The following is an 18,716-nucleotide window of genomic DNA, read 5'->3' as shown; positions in this document are numbered from 1 at the left end:
AACAAGTGAGGACAGGAAGTTACTGTCCTCTATTCCGCTTTTAAAAGGATGAAAGGATGAAAGGGGTTCAAGTATGGCTATTCAGCAGACAGAATCAAACACGTGGACCATTCAGGATAAAATGAATGCCAGAAAAGAAAGACAAAAAAAGCTAAGAAAACTTGAAAAACTTGTTCCTGTATTTTTGTTTTTATGTGCAATTGTTTCCATTTTAACGACATTAGGTATTTTATATACGTTAATTAGTTCAGCTGTTACTTTTTTTAGTGAAGTATCGTTCTCTGAATTTTTTCTGAATACAGATTGGAAGCCGTGGTCAGGTTCATTTGGAATTTTACCTTTGATTACCGGAACACTCCTGATTACTGGAATTGCTATTCTGGTTGCTGTTCCATTGGGGCTGGCATCAGCTATTTTTCTGAGTGAGTATGCAAGTGATCGAACAAGAAGAATTGTAAAGCCTCTTATTGAAATCCTGGCAGGTATTCCTACTGTTGTTTACGGGTTTTTTGCTCTGACATTTGTTACGCCGTTGTTACAGAATGTGATTCCGGAACTTAAAATTTTTAATGCTTTAAGTGGGGGGATTGTAGTAGGAATTATGATTATTCCCATGATTGCATCCCTGTCTGAGGATGCAATGAGTGCAGTGCCGAATAGCATTCGTGAAGGAGCTTATGCACTTGGAGCTACACGGTTTGAAGTAGCCATGAAGGTTGTGGTTCCTGCTGCTTTATCAGGAATCATCGCTTCATTCGTGTTAGGAATTTCAAGAGCTATTGGGGAGACAATGATTGTTACCATCGCAGCCGGTCAGTCTCCAAATTTGACGCTTGATCCGACTCAATCCATCCAAACCTTAACATCGTTTATTGTGCAGGGTACCTCAGGGGATACAGCTTATGGTTCAACGATCTATTATAGTGTGTATGCAGTAGGAATTACACTATTTGTCTTTACGCTAGCCATGAATTTTCTGTCACAATATATTTCCCGTAAATTCAGGGAGGAATACTAATGTCTATACCAAATCAAGTGGATATGTACAAAAGAAGAAAGCGAAGAACAGCAAAAAATAAGTTATTTCATGCCCTGTTTTTTGCAGCGACTACTATTGGATTGATAGTTTTAGTGATGTTAATTTACCGAGTACTCTCACAAGGTATGGGGAGTTTATCGTGGGACTTTATTCGTAATTTTGCAGCACCTTACCCGGAAGAGGCCGGACTTTTGGCCGGCATCATCGGCTCTCTTTATCTAATGGTCATTGTTGCATTATGTTCGATTATCATAGGAATTGCTACAGCTATTTATTTAGAAGAATACGCAAAAAAAGGAAGGCTGACATCTTTCATTCAGATGAATATTCAGAACCTGGCAGGAGTACCGTCTGTTGTATTTGGCTTACTTGGGCTTACCTTTTTTGTCTATGTGCTGGACTTTGGCTATTCTCTATTAACCGGAGGACTTACGATGAGTCTTCTCGTTCTTCCTATTATAGTCGTTGCATCTCAGGAAGCTTTACGTTCAGTACCTGGTGAGTTAAAAGAGGCATCAGCGGCTATGGGAGCATCTAAATGGCAGACGATTTTCAGGGTTATTTTGCCTGCTGCCTTACCTGGAATGGTTACAGGCTCTATTTTAGCTTTGTCAAGAGCGATCGGAGAAACAGCTCCTCTTCTAATTGTAGGAGCGGCAACAGCTATCTACTCACTCCCGGATTCAGCGCTGGACTCGTATACGGTTATGCCTATACAGATATACAGCTGGATTAGTAAACCAGGAGATGAATGGCCTTTACTAGCGGCAGCCGGAATTATTATATTGTTAATCATTTTGTTAATCATGAACGCTATCGCTGTCTATATTCGAAATAAATTTCAACGTCGTTATTAATTACTAAGGAGGTACAGGATAAATGACTACGCTGGCAAAACCGGTAGTAAATAAACAAGTTGAAAAGAAGCCAATGGAGAAAAATTCTGTTTTTGAAGTGACAAATCTTAATTTATGGTATGGAGCAGACCAGGCTTTATATGATATTACGATGAATATAGCTGAAAATGAAATCACAGCTATTATTGGTCCGTCTGGATGCGGGAAATCAACATTTATAAAGACGTTAAATCGCATGGTTGAAATGGTTCCGATTGTGAAAACATCGGGCTCGATAAAATACAATGAGGAAAATATTTTTGACTCAGGATATAGTGTAGAAGACCTCCGAACAAAGGTAGGTATGGTGTTTCAAAAGCCGAATCCATTTCCAAAATCAATCTATGATAATGTTGCCTATGGACCACGAATTCATGGGATTAAAAAGAAAAAAGATCTGGATATCATCGTAGAGAAGAGTCTTAAAGATGCCGCACTGTGGGAGGAAGTAAAGGACCGTCTGGGTGAAAACGCCTATGGCTTATCAGGTGGACAGCAGCAGCGGTTGTGTATCGCCAGGTGTCTCGCTATCGAGCCTGATGTGATTTTAATGGATGAGCCGACCTCTGCATTGGACCCGATCTCTACACTGAAGGTTGAAGAGCTTGTTCAAAATTTACGAGAAAAATACAGTATCGTCATTGTCACCCATAACATGCAGCAGGCAGCGCGAATTTCAGATAAAACAGCCTTTTTCCTAAATGGTGAGTTAGTGGAGTTTTCTGATACCAATCATTTGTTTTCCAATCCGGACGATAAACGCACAGAGGATTATATAACAGGCAGGTTTGGATAATAGAGGAGGCTAATCAATGGCAATACGCGAGAACTTTGAAGGGGATGTCCTGAAAGTAAACGAGTTAATTCAGGAACTGGCTGAAATGAGTGATTCAGCATTAAAGAAAGCGGTTGAAAGCTTATATCAAAAGGATGTTAGTAAAGCTCAGGCAATCATTGAAGAGGATGATAAAATCGATCAAAAAGAAATGGAAATTAATGAAAAAACCATATTATTAATTGCGAAACAGCAGCCCTTTGCAAAGGACCTAAGAAGGCTTATTATTTCCCTCAAAATTTCATCGGATATAGAAAGAATGGCTGATCATGCTGTTAATATTGCCAAGTCTGCCATCCATCTGGGGGATGATCATCCATTGAGCATTCATTCAATGATTGCTGTGATGGCCGAGAAAGCAAGGGAAATGTCAGCGTTAGCCATAAAAGCCTTTAAAAATGAGGATATTTCACTTGCCAGAAAGCTTGCTGAAATGGATGATGAAATCGATGAAATGTACGGTACTGTTGTCAGGGAAATGCTTGATGAATCCGCATCTAATCCGCAAATCAACCAGTATATGATGCAAATGGCTTTTAGTGCAAGGTTTATTGAACGCTACGCAGACCATATTACGAATATTGGAGAAAATATCTTTTATTTAGTAAAGGGCGAAACCTATGATTTAAACGAATAATAGTAAAAACCACAGTCCTGCATACGGGACTGTGGTTTTTAGAGTTTAGTTTGTAATGGTTTCAGCAATCTGATAAAAGTCCATATCCGAATGAACCTCAAAACTGCCAATTTGGACGGCCTTTTCATAGCCGTGTTCAGCTAAGTAAGACTCAAATTCTCCAGCATTATCGATCATTTGCTTTTCTTTAAGTAAATTGGCTACCTCACTTGTCGCCATTCCTGATTCGATATCAATAGTAACGGTTATTCTGTTCTTGTTCTTTTCTTTACTGTCTTTATTCGTTTTCTCATCATCTTTTGCAGGATTGTCTATATTATTGACAATTTCCAGTTGTTCCTGTTGATCAGCTAAAGTCTGATTTAATTGTTTCCATTTTTTTTGCTCCACAACATGGAGCCCTTCATTTTCCAGGTAGGTTGTGGCCTTTTCTGTGGTCAGGGCAGCCTCTTCATTAGCAGAGCTGGAATCCCCCGCAAAATAAATAACCCCTATCAAAACGGTCGCAGTAAGAATTCCCAGAGCAAATGAGCGTAAAATATATTTCATTTTAAGCCTCTCCTTCCTGCTGGCCCAGTTCAACAGGATATAGCTGATGAATGATGGCTCGAACATCATGAACTTTTAAGTCTGTACTTTTGGCAATTTGATCGATGGAAAAGCCTACATCGTACAGTTTTTTAATTTGCTGATAAATGGCCGGCTGGTCATCATCATCAGAGGAAGGAGAAGGGATATCAGTATTTTCTGTAAATGCTGAATCTGTGAGCAATTCTTCTTCCAAAACTTTTATTTTGTTTTTTAAACGATAGGATTCCTGCAAAGACGTAATTGATATGTCTTCAATTTGATCCTCAAGATCCTTAATTTTATCATTTGTAAAAAAGGAGAGGATAAATAGTACAAGACTTACTGCTCCTAATGTAATTAATGCTATGATCATGATAGACACTCCTTTAGTTTATTTATACCATAGAATAATAGAATAGGGAATAAGGGATTATTACCAATTTTCCATGTAGAAAAATAGGACTTTTCCACGTTGTAATGGCAGTTATCACCTCTGCTTTAAAAAAATGGAATTGAAACTGCTTAACTAGGATAAAGAAGAATGAAGGGAAATTTTCTGACGTCCATACCTTGAATACCCGAGAAAGATTTGGTATTATAAATTAGTCTTATGATTATTATGACTTATGCACGAAGATGAATTGACAGATAGGAATGGAGGGAAAGAACCATGCGAGTACAAGTGACTTTGGCGTGCACTGAATCCAGTGACCGTAACTATATTACAACAAAAAACAAACGAAACAATGCAGAGCGTATTGAAATGAAAAAATTCTGCCCTCGTTGCAACAAACATACATTGCATCGTGAGACTAAATAAGTAAAAAAGAGTGTTGATGTCCTTTTGAGGATTTCAAACACTCTTTTTTTTCATGAACTGGCCGTAATACCTCCACTGACGGAAGTTTCACTTAATAAAAATGCATGTATTTAATAAAGGTGGTTCATATGGATAAAAAGGAGTTGCGCAGACAGGGAATTCAAAACCTGAAGAGTCTCAGTGAAACTCAGCGTGCACATTTATCAAAGAAAATTTCAAATCATGTCATCGATACCGAATGGTTTCACAAAGCTGATATTATAGGCGTAACTGTATCCAAATCCTTTGAACTGGACACGTCTTATCTTATACATAAAGCCTGGGAAACAGGGAAAAAGGTCTGTGTACCGAAATGCTATCCAAATCAGAATCATCATATGAAGTTCTTTATCATCACCAGCTTTGATCAATTGGAAAGGGTGTATGCAGGTCTTTTAGAGCCTGATCCTGATCAAACAGTAAAAATCCCAGGGGATCAGATTGATCTTCTTATTGTTCCCGGCATCTGGTTTGATCGGGAAGGCTATCGAACAGGCTTTGGCGGAGGGTATTATGATCGATTCTTAAAAGATTTTAAACATGTGACGATATCACTCGCTGCCAATAGCCAAATTCTCCCTGCTGTTCCAAGAGATGACTATGATATGCCTGTGCAGCATTTGGTTACAGAGGATGGTGTCCTGTTTTAATTATAGTCCCCGTTCATACCGAATAAACGAAAGGGAAAAACACATCCTAAACATAACGATTATGAAGGGGTGAAGGATGTGCGTTACTTAATCATCTTTTTATTACTGGGAGTACTGGGCGTTGGCATCTTCTTTATTTATCAAAACCGGATGAAAGTTATGAGGTTTATCATTTCCGTCGATGTACTACGAAAAATCTCCACACGTATATTTATGAAGTTACCGGGAATCAGGGAAAAATTTCTGGCTTCAGCCTTCTCACGTTCAGCAACCTAAGCTGAACGTGTTATTTTTTTATTTTTCTATTGTATTCATGGTATGATGGGCTTAAGGAGTGTGGGAGATGTATATTCACGATGAATATTATTTTTGGCGAATTGCTCAGCAGCTGATGATGAAGCATCAATTTGAGCTGCTGCAGGCAAATGAACAAACCCATGAAATCTGGTTTCATAAAACGATAGATAAAAAGACCGTGGTTGTTCGTTTGTTTTTGCAGAACTTTGATTGGGCCAATCACTTAAAACGGGATATTACTTCTGTATTAGGAAGAGTAAAAAATATTCAAAGTTCCCTCAGAAAAAAAGAGGTTATCATTCATAATCTGTACATATCTGAACTTGAGCCCGTTGATGATTGGGAATTTCTAAAAAAGCCGATGCAATTAAAAGATAAGAAAGGTCTTATCATACATACCTACTATCTTGATGAGCAGAATCGGATGGAAGAATTAAATCGATTTTTTACGGGTATAAATGCTGAATCACCGGAAGTTATTCTCCCTGAGGATGAAGAGACCACCGTTAATCAGATTCAGGAAATAAAAAGGCAGATGATGAACAATCATCGCCAACAGCAGAAAGAAATCGCCTCTCTTTTCAACCATGGCAAGCCGGTTCTAACCTATCTACTGCTGGTCATAAATGTACTGGTATTTTTCTTTCTTGAAATGCAGCCTGGCGGTTCACAGAATACACAGAACCTTATTGAATGGGGAGCAAAATTTAATCCTTATATGGTAGAAGGGGAATGGTGGAGAATCCTTTCCTCCATGTTTCTGCACATTGGTTTTGCCCATATTATTATGAATATGCTGGCCCTTTATTATCTTGGTAATACCGTAGAACGCATGTATGGATCACTTAAATTCTTTTTAATTTATTTTCTGGCAGGTATTTTTGGCGGTTTAGCAAGCTTTGCTTTTAATGATTCCGTAGCAGCCGGAGCATCTGGTGCTATTTTTGGTTTGTTCGGTGCTTTGCTGTATTTTGGATTTGAACATAAGAAGCTATTCTTTCAAACAATGGGGACGAATTTATTATTTATCATCGGCTTAAATATCGCTATGGGATTGTCTGTTCCCGGCATTGATAATGGAGCTCATATGGGTGGATTGGCAGGAGGATTTCTGGCTGCAGCCCTTGTACAAATGCCTGAACGAAGAAGAACGATGATTCGAATTGCATCCTTCATTGTATATGTGACAGTTGCATCCGGACTGCTCATTTATGGAGCTGAGCGGACGAATGCTTCCACCAATCCGCAGACGGCTATTATTAAGGCCAGTGAATATTTTGAAAACGAAAAATATGAAAAGGTCATTGAAGTACTGGATCCGGTTATTGAGAATGGCGAAACATCCAATGAAATTCTGTATTTTAATCGGGCGAATGCTCACTATTTATTGAATCATTTAGAGCAGGCAAGAAAAGATTTTGAGTCTGCCATTCAGATAAATCCCGAGCTTGCCAATGCTCATTTTAATTTAGCCTTGGTCTATAGTGATCTGGAACAGTACGATAAAGCCCGGGAGCATGCCGGAAAAGCTGCTAGTTTAAAGCCAAATAACCAGGATTTTCAAAACTTAAAGGACCGTTTAGGAGAATTCCGGAACTCTTTGAATTAAACGATGATTTTGTCCGCTTTCATCTCTGAATAAAACATAAATGAACTTTCCTTTTTTATCGACTAAAATTAGCGGCATATAGGTATTGATTGCATTATATTCCTGATCCTGGTGACTTTTAATACCGATAATATAATTCTGATAAAGGCCTTCCCACAATTGACCAATGACTTGATCTGTCTGTTTTCTGGTTAATGTCGGGAGGGTCTTTTGCTGATATTGCCACAGATCAGCAAGTGGAATTTCCAGATAATCCTCACTCGATAATTCGTAATGCCGCATCAATTCATTCCAATAGTGATTTAATGCCTGTGATTTGGTCCGGTTTAGTGTTTTTTTCCACTCTTTTTCATTTGAATTGCCCGGTTCTTTAAATGACTCCAGCGGTGAATGGGGGGAATCAATAACATAAAGTTCATCATGACTCATCTTCTGGATACTTTTTATTACATCATCGGGATAGTGGAGCTCGCCATGATGAAGGGTAATGGCTTCATAGTGACTGCTGTCTTCCCCGTTTAGCAAAGTTTCCTGTTTAAGCTCATTGGCTTTTTCCTTCCATTGATTCAAAATTCCTTTTAACTTTCCATCTACAAATAATAAGGAAACATCCTGACGCAAATAGATGTCCTGCTCCAGATTAGATTGAATATCCCACTGAAGCTTATAGGAATCTTCATCTGTCTGGGAAATCAGAGATAAATTTGTGGAGTGATCCGTGAATTTTATATCCTCATCAAAAGGAAAATATTTAATGACTTTTTGCTTAGGATCATCAAAATTCACAATAAGTAAGGAAAGAATCAGAATAATAAGGAAAAAATTACTGATTTTTTTCATAAAAAGTACCTTCCTTCTGAAAGCTTGTCTTCACTTAAATGTATGACAGACCGGTTTTTAATATGAAATGTATGTTAGGACAAATTTTACGAAGACTATATAAGGGCAGAATTTATTATATAGATTAGATAGGTGAGATTATGTCTGAAAAACAACCAATGATGAAGAGCTATGATCGCAATGTTAATTATCTGAAGGACCGATTAGCTGTTAACAAAAGCTTTGACATCATTAATTTGGATTTGGAATATGCAGATCGTCGAATGGCCATGTTTATGGTAGATGGATTTGTTAAAGATGAAATTTTACATTATATTATGAAGCTTCTATCCAGACTTGAACCCGAACAGCTGGAACCGGATCCTTTTGAAAAGCTCTTTAAAAAACATTTGCCATATATTGAAATTGACTACGAAGAGGATTTAAATAAGGTAGGCGATTTAGTTCTATCAGGCCCGACGGCATTAGTCGTGGAAGGCATGTCAAAAATTATCATGATTGATGCACGTACCTATCCAGTACGTGGACCGGCTGAGCCTGATCTGGAGCGGGTTGTGCGTGGGGCCCGGGATGGATATGTGGAGACAATCGTTTTTAATACAGCTTTAACAAGAAGACGTGTACGTGATCGCTCCCTAAGAATGGAATACATGCAAATTGGCAGACGTTCAAAAACAGACATTTGTTTATGCTATCTGGAGGATATTGCTGATGACAGAAATGTTCAGCATTTAAAAAAGACTCTGGGCAGTATTGATACAGACGGTCTCCCTATGGCAGAAAAAACCGTTGAGGAATATATAGGAGGCAGGCACTGGAACCCTTATCCTACGATTCGCTATACAGAAAGGCCGGATACTGCATCTGCTCACTTGTATGAAGGGCATGTGCTCATCATTATTGACGGATCTCCAAGTGTGATTATTACACCGGCGACCTATTGGCATCATCTTCAGCATGCCGAGGAGTACCGCCAGAAACCATTTGTCGGTTCTTATCTGAGATTAGTCCGGTTTGTTTCTGTTTGGCTATCATTGTTTGTTTTACCCTTATATTATCTTTTATCGACCTATCCTTCACTCTTACCAGAGGGTCTTGAGTTTATTGGCCCCAGTGAGAAAGGAGCCTTACCATTACTGGTGCAGTTTATTATAGCTGAACTGGGAATTGATATGCTCCGGATGGCTGCTATTCATACACCTTCCGCACTGGCTACTGCATTAGGTCTGGTCGCAGCTATTATGATTGGACAGGTAGCAGTGGAAGTTGGATTGTTTTCGAATGAAGTTGTGCTTTATTTGGCGGTAGCTGTTATGGGAACCTATGCCACCCCAAGCTATGAGATGAGTCTCGCTAATCGCCTGTCCAGATTGCTTTTTCTCATCATAGCGAGTATCTTTGGTCCGACAGGCTTTGTCGTAGGGATAACCATTTACCTTCTATATTTAGTTCAAATCAAGGCTTTCGATGTACCTTATCTCTGGCCGTTTATTCCGTTTGATTATCGGGCTATCCGGGATATTGTTCTCCGGGCACCTATGCCCCTTAAAAATCGCAGACCTACCTTTCTGCATCCTAAAGATCCTGACCGCTAATGAAAAGCGGTCTCTTTTTTTATTTCATTTTATCCCTGTCGTTGCTATAATAAAGTCAGGTGATTTTATGAATAGCATTTATGATGTAAGACAATTATTAAAAAGGTTTGGTACCATTATCTATATTGGGGATCGATTAGCCGATTTAGAATTAATGGAAGAAGAAATTAAAGAATTATATCAGGCAAAATGTATTACGACCAAGGAATATCAGATGGCTATCCTGTTACTTCGGCAAGAAATGGCTGAACTGAAGCAACCTGAATAATTACAGCATATAAAAGGATGAAGGAATATGCAGGAAACTTATATTATTGGTGTTGATATTGGAGGCACAGCAATAAAATTTGCACTTATTGAAGAAGATGGGAAAATCAATCATAAGTGGGAGATCCCTACAGAAAGAAAAGACCAGGGTTCCTATATCCCTGAACAAATTGCCAAGTCAGTAAAAGAAAAACTGGCAGAGTTACATATAACAGAACAGCAGATTTTGGGGATTGGAGCCGGTGCCCCAGGATATGTAGATGTACAAAATGGTGTAGTGTATGAAGCCATCAATCTAGGGTGGAAAGATTTTCACCTAAAGCAGCGGTTGGAAGAATTTTTAAACATGGAAGCCTACATTCTGAATGATGCCAATTTAGCTGCCTTAGGAGAACATTGGACAGGTGCTGGCCGTGATTCTGACCAGCTGATTGCTGTCACGCTTGGAACGGGTGTAGGTGGAGGAATTATTGTCAACGGTGAAGTGATTAATGGGGTTAATGGGACCGGCGGTGAAATAGGTCATATTACAGCAACCCCTCACGAAGGACCAAAGTGTAATTGTGGCAGGCAAGGCTGTATTGAAACCTATGCTTCCGCAACGGGGATTACCAGACAAGCTCTTCACGTAATAGAAACAGACCAGAACACAACTCTTAAAGATGAATATCAAGCGAAAGGAAAGCTTTCCTCAAAGGATGTATTTGAACAGGCGGCTAAAGGGGATCAGGCTGCACAGTCGATTATTGATTATACAGCAGATGTACTGGGAAAAATGCTGGCCGATCTTGCTGTATCTATTAATCCGTCCAAAATAATTATCGGCGGCGGTGTTTCCCAAGCGGGAGAACAGTTGTTACAGCCAGTCCGGAAGTCCTTTCACTCTTATGCATTGAAGCGAGTTGCAGATGTCTGTCAGATTGTTCAGGCTGAGCTTGGAAATGATGCAGGAGTTGCAGGTGCAGCCTACTATGTAAAACAACGGAAACAATTTTGAAAACATATAACAAAGACTTAATATTTGAATAACAAAGATGTGTCGTTCCAACATGGGACTACACATTTTTTTTAAGAGTGAATATCGTATTGGATGTTCATAACGTGATGAATGGATAAGAAAGTCATGAATTCTTAATCAAAGTGTAAAGGAATATAATGGAAAATATCCTTGACTTCAACACATAAAACGTTAAAATATAGTAGTTGAATTGTTGGTTAAAATTTTGCGGAAAAAATTCAATTCATAACGTAGGGCTTGATGAATTAAAAATCGTTTATAAGCTGGAAAGAGAATTCGGCAATAATATAAAAATTGATGAAACATTTTCTGTGCCTGTATCGTCATAATATACAGATAGAAAAACTAGGAATATATGAAATATATCAACTATAAATTGGGATATGAGGAGGGCAGTACCTATATGTTACAGCGTTTACGAGTGCCACTGTTTTTGATAGCGGCTTTAATGTTTGGCTTTAAATCGTACATTGTTTATAGATTTGTGTTTGATTTATCGATAGAAAATATGATGCAGGAAATTATTTTATTTATAAATCCGTTTGCAACAGCTATCGTGCTTTTTTCATTTGCGGTAATCATGAAGCCTAAGCGTCAGAAGAAGTATATTAAGTATCTTTCGCTTTTTGGAGCATTTCTCCTGTTTGCAAATCTGGTTTATTATCGTAACTTCACCGACTTTATAACCTTACCAAGTATTTTACAATTTAAAAACTTCGGTGATCTTGGAGCCAGTACAGCCAGTTCCATGAAGATATGGGATATCCTCCTGTTTGTTGACACGGTTTTAATCTTCTATCTCGCTAAGAAAAAAGGGGATGACCTGGTATTCTCTTATAACCGTAAGAGTAAATTAGCGATGATTGCATTATCCTTTTCGATATTATTAACAAACCTGGTGTTGGCAGAAATCGAACGTCCGATGCTCTTCAAACGCGGATTTGACCGTGAATATCTCGTGAAAAATGTGGGGCTGGTCAATTATCATATTTATGATGCTATTATAAATTCAAAAACAAAGGTTCAAAAAGTAATGGCAGATGGCAGCAAGCTGCATGAAATCAAGAAGTATACCGAAGAGAATATTAATGACAAGACCTCATCTGAAATGAAAGGAATCGCAAAAGGAAAAAATATCATTTATATCTCTGCCGAATCCGTGCAAAACCTTGTGATTAATCGTAAAGTAAACGGAGAGGAAGTTACACCTTTTCTAAACGATCTGATCAAGGACAGTTATTATTTTAACAACTTTTACCATCAGGTGAACCTGGGAAGAACCTCTGATTCCGAATTTTTAGTGGAGAATTCATTATATCCGCTTCCTAATGGTTCCGTTTTCTTCACTCATGGACAGAATGAATTTAATGCTGTTCCTGAAATCATAAAAGACCATGGGTATTATTCATCCGTATTTCATGCGAATAATAAAAGCTTTTGGAATCGGGATGTAGCTTATGAGAGTCTGGGCTATGATCAATTTTACTCTGAACGGTATTTTAATGTGACGGAGGATAATACAATCGGATGGGGATTAAATGATAAAGCCTTTTTCGATCAGTCCATGAAGTATCTGGAGTCAATGCCAGAGCCGTTTTATACGAAATTTATAACGTTAACGAATCACCATCCGTACGAATTAGACGAAAAATATGCATCAATAGATAAATTTGATTCCAATTCAAAAACCCTTAATCAGTACTTTCCAACAGTACGTTATACAGATGAAGCCATTGAACGGTTCTTTAAAAACTTAAAAGAAAGTGGCTTATATAAGGATTCCATCATCATTATATATGGGGATCACTTTGGTATCAGTGAAAATCATAATAAGGCAATGGGACAGTATTTAAATAAAGAAATCACACCTTATGATTCAGTTCAATTACAACGGGTACCGTTAATTATTCATATTCCTGGACATGAAGATGATCGTGTTATTGAAAAAGTCTCCGGTCAAATTGATCTTAAACCAACCGTTCTAAATATGCTCGGTATAGAAAATGAAGAGGATATTATGTTTGGGAATGATTTATTTGCTAATCAGTCAAAACGCTTTGTTGCGTTCCGTGATGGCGATTATGTGACCGAGGATTATGTATATACGAAGGACACGTGCTATGATCGAGAAACGGGAGAAAAACTGGAGAAATCTGCATGTGAGCCGATCAAGGATAAGGTGCTAAAAGAATTAAACTATTCTGATCAGTTGATCTATGAGGATCTCTTCAGGTTCCAAGATACAGCTTCCTCAGGAAAAGGAAAAGGGAAAGAGGAATAATAAAAAGCCTCGAATCATCTGGATTCGAGGCTTTTTTAAAACAAATTTTTAATTGTCTTACGCATCAGGAAACATTTCTGAGTAAATGGTCATCACAGAAAACCATCCAAAAACAAGGACAGATATTCCGGCAAAACCTGCTGCGAAGAGATTACGTTCTTTTAATCCGCGGATTACCGCAATTGCACATATTATTGTAACGACTAAGAGCATAATACCTAAAACCATTACAATAACCCCCTTTTTATAAATGAATAATGTGCGCTAAAATATACATGGATATGTTTAATATGTATGATATTGCCTACTCTCATACATTTTATATAATTATCGAAGCTTTGTCGAGTCATTTCATAAAATTTTAGGAGGATAAAGGATGAATGTCAAACAATTTTCACTGGGACCGTTAGGAACGAACTGTTATATCTTACATCAGGATGGAAAGGGCTTAATTATTGATCCGGGTGCAGAAGCAAACAAGGTAACACAGTATTTGAATGAGGAAAACATTCAGCCACTCGCTATTCTGCTTACCCATGCTCATTTTGATCATATAGGTGCTGTAGAGGATTTACGCAGACAATTCAAACTTGAGGTTTATTTACATGAAGCAGAACATAACTGGCTTAAAGACCCAATGCTGAACGGCTCACAGCTTTTTGGTGTTACGGAGCCTATCCGTGCAAATGCGGCAGAAAAGGCGCTAGTTCCTGGTGTTTTATCCATTGGAGATTTTACTCTTGCCGTACGTCATACTCCAGGTCACTCCCCGGGTAGTGTATCCTTTTTATTTGAAGATGAGGGGTTGGTTATAGCCGGAGATACATTATTCCAAGGAGGCATTGGCAGGACTGACCTGCCACATGGAAATGGAGAAGAGCTGCTAACCAGTATAAAAACTCATTTGTTATCTTTGCCAGGAGACACGATTGTTTATCCAGGTCATGGACCTCAGACAACTGTCGAAAGGGAGAAACAGACCAATCCGTTTTTTTAGAAAGGGTAAAAAGTCCGAAATGTATCACAGATAATGCGGAGAAATAGATTAAACCCCCTTCTTTTAAGAAGGGGGTTTGGGGGGATGTGCTCTGCTCATTTAAATTTGGTTAGGGATTAGTTAAGCTACTATTAAAACTATAAAGGTTAATTAACACTATGTCAATAGTGAAAACCTAAAAAGGAGCTAATAATGACAGGGATTTTTCAGGAAATCAGGGAAAAGGCCCGGCATGGTGTGATTCCGTATGATACTTACATAGAACTGGCATTATATCACAATAAATATGGATACTATCAGAAAAATGTCCGGATGCTGGGAAAAGAGGGTGACTTTTACACAGCTAATCATGTCGGCGGAATTTTCAGTGAGCTTATGGCAACGATATTTATAAAGGCGGCAAGGCAGTTAAAGCTTCCTTTACAAATCATGGAGCTTGGAGGAGGGGACGGACGTTTTTTCTTACAGCTGATGGACGCATTCAGGGAAATGGGTCTAAAACCTGACAAGTATGTCTTTGTTGAACATAATCCATACGTTAGAAAACAGCTGGAGAGGAAAGTCCCAGCAGATGTGAATGTTGACGTTTATGAATCACTTGAACACTATATGGAGCAAGGAGACAGGTTTACAGGTTTTATCTTTTCTAATGAATTTTTGGATGCTCAACCAGTTCGGGTTGTCGTTAATCGTGGGAAGGGACTTAAAGAGGTCATGGTAGCCGTTAATGACAAAGGAGAGCTTACAGAAATCGAGATGCCATGCTCCACTAATTTAATCAATTGGCTGGAAAAATGGAATTTACTCCCTTTGAAGAATGATCAAAGAATAGAAGTACCCGTATATATGGATACCATCACATCCCTGATTAATCAGTCTTTTATAAAAGGTTTGATATTTACATTTGATTACGGATATACAAATGAAGAGCGACTCCATTATTATCGGAGAAAGGGAAGTCTGCGGGGATACATGCAGCATCGGATGGTCAATAATCCATTACTGCATCCTGGAGATATGGATATCACTCATCATGTACCGTGGGATACATGGATAAAAAAAGGGCAGGAGAAACAATGGAAGCAGCATTTATTAACGAGGCAGAATCAATTTTTTGATCAGATTGGGGAACTGTTTCATTTATTCGCCGAGGTCGATCCGGGAGACCCTTTTTCGAAGGCGGCCAGACGAAATCGGGCGATTAGAACCCTGTTAAGCGATGACTGGATGGGTAGTATGTTTGATGTATGTATACAATCCAAAAATATGAACGAAAAAGATGTGGATCAGTTTTTGAACATATAGGAGGATTAAACGAGTAGAGGTGGAAGCACCCTTTCCTGATTTCTTATCCATTACAATTTCCCAGCCAAAAGAAAAAGGATTGGCGCCAATGCCAATCCTTTTTCTTTTACCTTCATTCCCCGTTTTTTTAATGTCCAAAAGATGGGACTAAGAGGAAGGTCGTATAGTACGTAAATCCAATGAAAAATACTGTACAATAAGCACCAAATATGTACATATACAAGCGTTCTGAAAGCTTTAAGTAACCTAATGTTAAAAAGAACACCGTTTGTGCTAAAAATAAAATGGAGGTATTATACATTTCCCCAACATAAAACATTACAGTAAATATACCAGTCCAGAAAGAAAGAACACGAAACATACGATCCATAATATCCCCCTCCTTTTCCGGGAAAGTCATCAAAATTTATTATAAACTACCTAAAATAGAAAGTAAATGAACTTTTTGGCACTTTTAGAATATACAGGGTGTATGACTCACTATGCATCGTCTTATACAGATAGCTTCGTTTTGTACATACAGGCCTCACAGCCATCAACCATGTTTGCTTCTTCTTCGAGTGTAACAGAAGGAAATAGCTGCTCAAACATTCCTCTTATAAAAAAGCGGTGCATTTCGCAAATATTGTCATTCTGTTCTGAAAATGCCAATTCCTTAAATGGACAATTAAAGATTTTAAAAGAAATCACCTGTGCTGTTTCATCATAGGTAAATTCAGGCTCAAGTCCCAGCGTAACTGAAGTTTCTCTCAGTATGTTTATTTTTTGTTCACTGGTCTGTTGATGAACGGTTACATTTCGATATTTAGAATTCAAAAAGTGTGAGCCGAATTTTTTTCCTGTTTCATAAAGAGCCTGTTTTCCGGCTTCTCCTAAACCTTGTGGAATCATTCAAAACATTTGTTATCTTTAATGTATCGTTCATGGTATGTTCCTTCCTGCTATTAGAGGTGGTACATACCTATCATACAAGAAGTTCTATGAATTGGGAATTGACTTAAGTAAAAATATTTGACATAAATATGAAAACTGGGCTAGCTGGATTCGAACCAGCGCATCACGAGATCAAAACCCGTTGCCTTACCGCTTGGCTATAGCCCAATTTACATTTATATATTTGCCGGATGATCTTTTTATTATTCATTGGATTCAGGATTTATTTTTGAAACGATCTCCTGAGTTAACCTTGAGTCATCCTTCGTTGTTACTCGAAATTGTGCTTCCAGTTCTGTGCTGCTCGAGAGAAAATGTGTAACTTTGACTTGTCCATCAGGATAACTATAGGTAAGAGTTTGTTTTTCAGAGGTTGGTTGAAGGGATGGCAAGTCAGCCTGAAAATCTCTATAGGCACTTAAGAGCAGTGTTTCCAAATGAATGTTCTCCTCCTGATTATATACATGCCCTGCTTCCAGTGTAAGTGCCTGCAGTGCATGGTGTGTAATAAGAAACAGAATCATAAAAAGAAAAAGCATATAAGGAAACATATATCCTCGTTCATTCTTTAACGGACTGAAGCTTATAAAGCGTCCGTTCATAGTTGTTCCCTCCAATCATCTGTAAGGAAACCTGAATGGTTCTCGGGTTATTTTGAAAGTGGATATCCTTTACATTAAACAAAAGAATTTCATGTCCAGTTAAATTCATTCGTCGTCTCACATTTTCCTTGTATTGCTCAATAAGAATGGATCTGTTGCTGCTTTCATGTATATATATTCCGGTAGCTGAAGATTTCAGACGATAGTCCTTCCCCTGATTCAGCTCCAGCTGCAGCAGGTGAAAAAATGTTGAAACGGAGGCTTGTTCATTCTCCGGATATTCCCTGATATGACTAATCTGTACCAGAAGCGGTGCAAGAGCAGGTAAAATCGTTAATAAAATCGTAAGGGAGATTAAAACAGAGACCAGTGTGAATCCTCGGCTAGAATCCTTTTTTAACATATATACACTTACTTTCCTGTTTTCTTTTGATATTTTCCCATGTTATACACCCGGAGGCAGATGAATCTGCGAGATTTATCTCAATCGATGCCGGAGTATGATTGATTTTAACTTGTTTATAAATTGGATATTCCTCCTGATCGTTAAGCATTTCATTATAAAGCTCCGTCATCATCTGCGAGCGGGTAGAAAGCAGATGATGTTCATCACGTGTGTATTGAATGATAGGGAGAAAGATCAGAATCATTGCGAGCAAGAAGGTCAGTGTTACCAGCATATCCATGAAAGCAAATCCATCAGGTTGAAGTTTTCGTGACATAAAATCGCCCTTTCCCAAGTGGAAATGTGACTTGAAAGGTATCCTCTTCCGTATGGATAAGCAGTACACCAGGCTGGTTTGGTGCCCCGGAAGGATAAAAGGAGAACGGAAGCTGAAAAGATTTTAATTCGACATCGATTTCAGAGCTGTACTTTCGTCTTACCACTAACTTTCCAAGTCCACTATGCCGGATTTCATATTTATGGGAATCCGGATGCCAGTGCAGTCTGTATATTTCATTCCTTGTAATCGCCTGATTTTGCATCCATAATACATCCTGTTCAAACAGACTGAAAAACTGCTGAACTTTTAATTCCTTCTGTACGTTTGTATTCACTGGAGCTGTAATAAAAACAAGGGTCATGAATATCGTTAGTACAACAAGCATTTCTATTAAGGTAAAGCCAGCTTCTTTCTGTTTTAATTGACACATTTCATTTTTCACCAAGCTTTTTTTCATTACTGTACTTTTGTAACATTGCCTTCAGCGTCTATTTCAACCCCGTTTGGACATGCGGAATCATCCTCCTTTATATAATCCCCTTCCAGGAGTGATAATTCTGTTGGATATGAATCATTTTCCAGCTTATAGACCTGTACCTGGGACTGAACCAGCTCCACATACGCTTCACATCCCTTATTATCAATGAGTGTATTGTGTTTTCCAATATTAGGGATGGTCAGGATTAATAGAACAGATATAACCATTAAAACAATGAGCATTTCGATAAGAGTGAAACCATTTTCATTTTTCATTAGATCAC

At 38.3% G+C, this 18,716-nt stretch carries 25 protein-coding genes and 1 tRNA gene; 14 read left to right on the top strand and 12 right to left on the bottom strand.

Going from position 1 to position 18,716, the window contains the following annotated elements:
- The first annotated feature begins 73 nt into the window (after nucleotides 1-73).
- The 4 genes from pstC to phoU are packed head-to-tail and all read left to right on the top strand — an operon-like array spanning nucleotide 74 to nucleotide 3,407.
- Entirely contained in the window at nucleotides 74-1,018 is a 945-nt protein-coding gene (pstC, locus tag ACZ5OK_RS11255) for a phosphate ABC transporter permease subunit PstC (RefSeq protein ID WP_343837011.1), read from the top strand.
- Nucleotides 1,018-1,896: a phosphate ABC transporter permease PstA gene (gene pstA, locus ACZ5OK_RS11250; protein WP_425542170.1), complete on the top strand. Its 879-nt coding sequence runs from the start codon at nucleotides 1,018-1,020 to the stop codon at nucleotides 1,894-1,896. The genes pstC and pstA overlap by 1 nt, the downstream gene beginning before the upstream one ends.
- A gap of 22 nt (nucleotides 1,897-1,918) precedes the next feature.
- Entirely contained in the window at nucleotides 1,919-2,731 is an 813-nt protein-coding gene (gene pstB, locus ACZ5OK_RS11245) for a phosphate ABC transporter ATP-binding protein PstB (RefSeq protein WP_343837009.1), read from the top strand.
- A 16-nt stretch (nucleotides 2,732-2,747) separates the two neighbouring features.
- Nucleotides 2,748-3,407, top strand: a complete 660-nt coding sequence (phoU, locus tag ACZ5OK_RS11240) for a phosphate signaling complex protein PhoU (protein WP_343837006.1) — start codon at nucleotides 2,748-2,750, stop codon at nucleotides 3,405-3,407.
- Between the two features lie 45 nt (nucleotides 3,408-3,452).
- On the opposite strand, the gene ACZ5OK_RS11235 is transcribed toward phoU, so the two are convergent.
- A complete protein-coding gene (locus ACZ5OK_RS11235) occupies nucleotides 3,453-3,956 on the bottom strand; it encodes a hypothetical protein (RefSeq protein ID WP_343837004.1) in 504 nt (167 codons plus the stop codon).
- Between the two features lies 1 nt (nucleotide 3,957).
- A complete protein-coding gene (locus tag ACZ5OK_RS11230; protein WP_343837002.1) occupies nucleotides 3,958-4,350 on the bottom strand; it encodes a hypothetical protein in 393 nt (130 codons plus the stop codon).
- Nucleotides 4,351-4,647: 297 nt separating this feature from the next.
- Here ACZ5OK_RS11230 and rpmG point away from each other — a divergent pair, with 297 nt between their 5' ends.
- The 4 genes from rpmG to ACZ5OK_RS11210 all read left to right on the top strand — a co-directional run bounded on the left by rpmG (nucleotide 4,648) and on the right by ACZ5OK_RS11210 (nucleotide 7,392).
- Nucleotides 4,648-4,797 carry a 50S ribosomal protein L33 gene (gene rpmG, locus ACZ5OK_RS11225; RefSeq protein WP_162038818.1) on the top strand — a complete coding sequence of 50 codons (150 nt, stop codon included), beginning with the start codon at nucleotides 4,648-4,650 and terminating at the stop codon, nucleotides 4,795-4,797.
- A 128-nt stretch (nucleotides 4,798-4,925) separates the two neighbouring features.
- The gene (locus tag ACZ5OK_RS11220; protein WP_343836999.1) at nucleotides 4,926-5,486 is read left to right on the top strand and encodes a 5-formyltetrahydrofolate cyclo-ligase; all 561 of its coding nucleotides are present in this window, start codon (nucleotides 4,926-4,928) and stop codon (nucleotides 5,484-5,486) included.
- 78 nt (nucleotides 5,487-5,564) lie between these two features.
- Nucleotides 5,565-5,762 carry a hypothetical protein gene (locus tag ACZ5OK_RS11215; protein WP_343836997.1) on the top strand — a complete coding sequence of 66 codons (198 nt, stop codon included), beginning with the start codon at nucleotides 5,565-5,567 and terminating at the stop codon, nucleotides 5,760-5,762.
- A 67-nt stretch (nucleotides 5,763-5,829) separates the two neighbouring features.
- Complete coding sequence (locus tag ACZ5OK_RS11210; protein ID WP_343836993.1) at nucleotides 5,830-7,392, top strand: rhomboid family intramembrane serine protease; 1,563 nt, start codon at nucleotides 5,830-5,832, stop codon at nucleotides 7,390-7,392.
- On the opposite strand, the gene ACZ5OK_RS11205 is transcribed toward ACZ5OK_RS11210, so the two are convergent.
- Nucleotides 7,363-8,232, bottom strand: coding sequence for a hypothetical protein (locus tag ACZ5OK_RS11205; protein WP_343836991.1), 870 nt, complete (start codon nucleotides 8,230-8,232; stop codon nucleotides 7,363-7,365). The genes ACZ5OK_RS11210 and ACZ5OK_RS11205 overlap by 30 nt on opposite strands.
- Before the next feature lie 140 nt (nucleotides 8,233-8,372).
- On the opposite strand from ACZ5OK_RS11205, the gene ACZ5OK_RS11200 reads away from it, so the two are divergent.
- The 4 genes from ACZ5OK_RS11200 to ACZ5OK_RS11185 all read left to right on the top strand — a co-directional run bounded on the left by ACZ5OK_RS11200 (nucleotide 8,373) and on the right by ACZ5OK_RS11185 (nucleotide 13,393).
- A complete protein-coding gene (locus ACZ5OK_RS11200; protein WP_343836989.1) occupies nucleotides 8,373-9,827 on the top strand; it encodes a spore germination protein in 1,455 nt (484 codons plus the stop codon).
- Nucleotides 9,828-9,894: 67 nt separating this feature from the next.
- Nucleotides 9,895-10,095, top strand: coding sequence for a YqgQ family protein (locus ACZ5OK_RS11195; protein WP_343836986.1), 201 nt, complete (start codon nucleotides 9,895-9,897; stop codon nucleotides 10,093-10,095).
- Nucleotides 10,096-10,122: 27 nt separating this feature from the next.
- Nucleotides 10,123-11,091, top strand: coding sequence for an ROK family glucokinase (locus ACZ5OK_RS11190; RefSeq protein WP_343836982.1), 969 nt, complete (start codon nucleotides 10,123-10,125; stop codon nucleotides 11,089-11,091).
- A gap of 424 nt (nucleotides 11,092-11,515) precedes the next feature.
- Nucleotides 11,516-13,393: an LTA synthase family protein gene (locus tag ACZ5OK_RS11185; protein WP_343836979.1), complete on the top strand. Its 1,878-nt coding sequence runs from the start codon at nucleotides 11,516-11,518 to the stop codon at nucleotides 13,391-13,393.
- A gap of 57 nt (nucleotides 13,394-13,450) precedes the next feature.
- Here ACZ5OK_RS11185 and ACZ5OK_RS11180 read toward each other — a convergent pair whose 3' ends face one another.
- Nucleotides 13,451-13,621 (bottom strand): DUF2759 domain-containing protein, encoded by a 171-nt coding sequence (locus ACZ5OK_RS11180; protein WP_343836977.1) that lies wholly within the window; start codon nucleotides 13,619-13,621, stop codon nucleotides 13,451-13,453.
- 148 nt (nucleotides 13,622-13,769) lie between these two features.
- Here ACZ5OK_RS11180 and ACZ5OK_RS11175 point away from each other — a divergent pair, with 148 nt between their 5' ends.
- Nucleotides 13,770-14,390, top strand: a complete 621-nt coding sequence (locus ACZ5OK_RS11175) for an MBL fold metallo-hydrolase (RefSeq protein WP_343836974.1) — start codon at nucleotides 13,770-13,772, stop codon at nucleotides 14,388-14,390.
- 192 nt (nucleotides 14,391-14,582) lie between these two features.
- On the top strand, nucleotides 14,583-15,695 hold the full coding sequence (locus tag ACZ5OK_RS11170; protein WP_343836972.1) for an SAM-dependent methyltransferase: 1,113 nt from the start codon (nucleotides 14,583-14,585) through the stop codon (nucleotides 15,693-15,695).
- Nucleotides 15,696-15,822: 127 nt separating this feature from the next.
- Here ACZ5OK_RS11170 and ACZ5OK_RS11165 read toward each other — a convergent pair whose 3' ends face one another.
- From ACZ5OK_RS11165 to comGC, 8 genes are all read right to left on the bottom strand, one after another.
- Nucleotides 15,823-16,065, bottom strand: a complete 243-nt coding sequence (locus tag ACZ5OK_RS11165) for a DUF2626 domain-containing protein (protein WP_044158103.1) — start codon at nucleotides 16,063-16,065, stop codon at nucleotides 15,823-15,825.
- A 122-nt stretch (nucleotides 16,066-16,187) separates the two neighbouring features.
- Nucleotides 16,188-16,586 carry a helix-turn-helix domain-containing protein gene (locus tag ACZ5OK_RS11160; RefSeq protein ID WP_343836968.1) on the bottom strand — a complete coding sequence of 133 codons (399 nt, stop codon included), beginning with the start codon at nucleotides 16,584-16,586 and terminating at the stop codon, nucleotides 16,188-16,190.
- Between the two features lie 138 nt (nucleotides 16,587-16,724).
- Nucleotides 16,725-16,796: transfer RNA gene (locus ACZ5OK_RS11155), tRNA-Gln, on the bottom strand.
- 35 nt (nucleotides 16,797-16,831) lie between these two features.
- Complete coding sequence (gene comGG / locus ACZ5OK_RS11150; RefSeq protein WP_343836965.1) at nucleotides 16,832-17,230, bottom strand: competence type IV pilus minor pilin ComGG; 399 nt, start codon at nucleotides 17,228-17,230, stop codon at nucleotides 16,832-16,834.
- Nucleotides 17,190-17,633: a competence type IV pilus minor pilin ComGF gene (comGF, locus tag ACZ5OK_RS11145; protein WP_343836962.1), complete on the bottom strand. Its 444-nt coding sequence runs from the start codon at nucleotides 17,631-17,633 to the stop codon at nucleotides 17,190-17,192. Before comGF ends, comGG begins: the two co-directional genes overlap by 41 nt.
- Nucleotides 17,614-17,952, bottom strand: a complete 339-nt coding sequence (locus ACZ5OK_RS11140) for a hypothetical protein (RefSeq protein WP_343836960.1) — start codon at nucleotides 17,950-17,952, stop codon at nucleotides 17,614-17,616. Before ACZ5OK_RS11140 ends, comGF begins: the two co-directional genes overlap by 20 nt.
- Nucleotides 17,930-18,412, bottom strand: coding sequence for a competence type IV pilus minor pilin ComGD (gene comGD / locus ACZ5OK_RS11135; protein WP_343836958.1), 483 nt, complete (start codon nucleotides 18,410-18,412; stop codon nucleotides 17,930-17,932). The genes ACZ5OK_RS11140 and comGD overlap by 23 nt, the downstream gene beginning before the upstream one ends.
- Nucleotides 18,412-18,708: a competence type IV pilus major pilin ComGC gene (gene comGC / locus ACZ5OK_RS11130; RefSeq protein ID WP_343836955.1), complete on the bottom strand. Its 297-nt coding sequence runs from the start codon at nucleotides 18,706-18,708 to the stop codon at nucleotides 18,412-18,414. The genes comGD and comGC overlap by 1 nt, the downstream gene beginning before the upstream one ends.
- Between the last annotated feature and the right edge of the window lie 8 nt (nucleotides 18,709-18,716).

The organism is Salinibacillus aidingensis (assembly GCF_055393355.1).
The sequence above is the reverse complement of the archived record's forward strand: the minus strand, read 5'-3'. Positions and strand labels throughout refer to the sequence as shown.

Bases quoted from the DNA above. Each gene is read 5' to 3' on its own strand.
- pstC (WP_343837011.1), top strand. From the start codon at position 74: ATGGCTATTCAGCAGACAGAATCAAACACGTGGACCATTCAGGATAAA.
- pstA (WP_425542170.1), top strand. From the start codon at position 1,018: ATGTCTATACCAAATCAAGTGGATATGTACAAAAGAAGAAAGCGAAGA.
- pstB (WP_343837009.1), top strand. From the start codon at position 1,919: ATGACTACGCTGGCAAAACCGGTAGTAAATAAACAAGTTGAAAAGAAG.
- phoU (WP_343837006.1), top strand. From the start codon at position 2,748: ATGGCAATACGCGAGAACTTTGAAGGGGATGTCCTGAAAGTAAACGAG.
- ACZ5OK_RS11235 (WP_343837004.1), bottom strand. From the start codon at position 3,956: ATGAAATATATTTTACGCTCATTTGCTCTGGGAATTCTTACTGCGACC.
- ACZ5OK_RS11230 (WP_343837002.1), bottom strand. From the start codon at position 4,350: ATGATCATAGCATTAATTACATTAGGAGCAGTAAGTCTTGTACTATTT.
- rpmG (WP_162038818.1), top strand. From the start codon at position 4,648: ATGCGAGTACAAGTGACTTTGGCGTGCACTGAATCCAGTGACCGTAAC.
- ACZ5OK_RS11220 (WP_343836999.1), top strand. From the start codon at position 4,926: ATGGATAAAAAGGAGTTGCGCAGACAGGGAATTCAAAACCTGAAGAGT.
- ACZ5OK_RS11210 (WP_343836993.1), top strand. From the start codon at position 5,830: ATGTATATTCACGATGAATATTATTTTTGGCGAATTGCTCAGCAGCTG.
- ACZ5OK_RS11205 (WP_343836991.1), bottom strand. From the start codon at position 8,232: ATGAAAAAAATCAGTAATTTTTTCCTTATTATTCTGATTCTTTCCTTA.
- ACZ5OK_RS11200 (WP_343836989.1), top strand. From the start codon at position 8,373: ATGTCTGAAAAACAACCAATGATGAAGAGCTATGATCGCAATGTTAAT.
- ACZ5OK_RS11195 (WP_343836986.1), top strand. From the start codon at position 9,895: ATGAATAGCATTTATGATGTAAGACAATTATTAAAAAGGTTTGGTACC.
- ACZ5OK_RS11190 (WP_343836982.1), top strand. From the start codon at position 10,123: ATGCAGGAAACTTATATTATTGGTGTTGATATTGGAGGCACAGCAATA.
- ACZ5OK_RS11185 (WP_343836979.1), top strand. From the start codon at position 11,516: ATGTTACAGCGTTTACGAGTGCCACTGTTTTTGATAGCGGCTTTAATG.
- ACZ5OK_RS11180 (WP_343836977.1), bottom strand. From the start codon at position 13,621: ATGGTTTTAGGTATTATGCTCTTAGTCGTTACAATAATATGTGCAATT.
- ACZ5OK_RS11175 (WP_343836974.1), top strand. From the start codon at position 13,770: ATGAATGTCAAACAATTTTCACTGGGACCGTTAGGAACGAACTGTTAT.
- ACZ5OK_RS11170 (WP_343836972.1), top strand. From the start codon at position 14,583: ATGACAGGGATTTTTCAGGAAATCAGGGAAAAGGCCCGGCATGGTGTG.
- ACZ5OK_RS11165 (WP_044158103.1), bottom strand. From the start codon at position 16,065: ATGGATCGTATGTTTCGTGTTCTTTCTTTCTGGACTGGTATATTTACT.
- ACZ5OK_RS11160 (WP_343836968.1), bottom strand. From the start codon at position 16,586: ATGATTCCACAAGGTTTAGGAGAAGCCGGAAAACAGGCTCTTTATGAA.
- comGG (WP_343836965.1), bottom strand. From the start codon at position 17,230: ATGAACGGACGCTTTATAAGCTTCAGTCCGTTAAAGAATGAACGAGGA.
- comGF (WP_343836962.1), bottom strand. From the start codon at position 17,633: ATGTTAAAAAAGGATTCTAGCCGAGGATTCACACTGGTCTCTGTTTTA.
- ACZ5OK_RS11140 (WP_343836960.1), bottom strand. From the start codon at position 17,952: ATGTCACGAAAACTTCAACCTGATGGATTTGCTTTCATGGATATGCTG.
- comGD (WP_343836958.1), bottom strand. From the start codon at position 18,412: ATGAAAAAAAGCTTGGTGAAAAATGAAATGTGTCAATTAAAACAGAAA.
- comGC (WP_343836955.1), bottom strand. From the start codon at position 18,708: ATGAAAAATGAAAATGGTTTCACTCTTATCGAAATGCTCATTGTTTTA.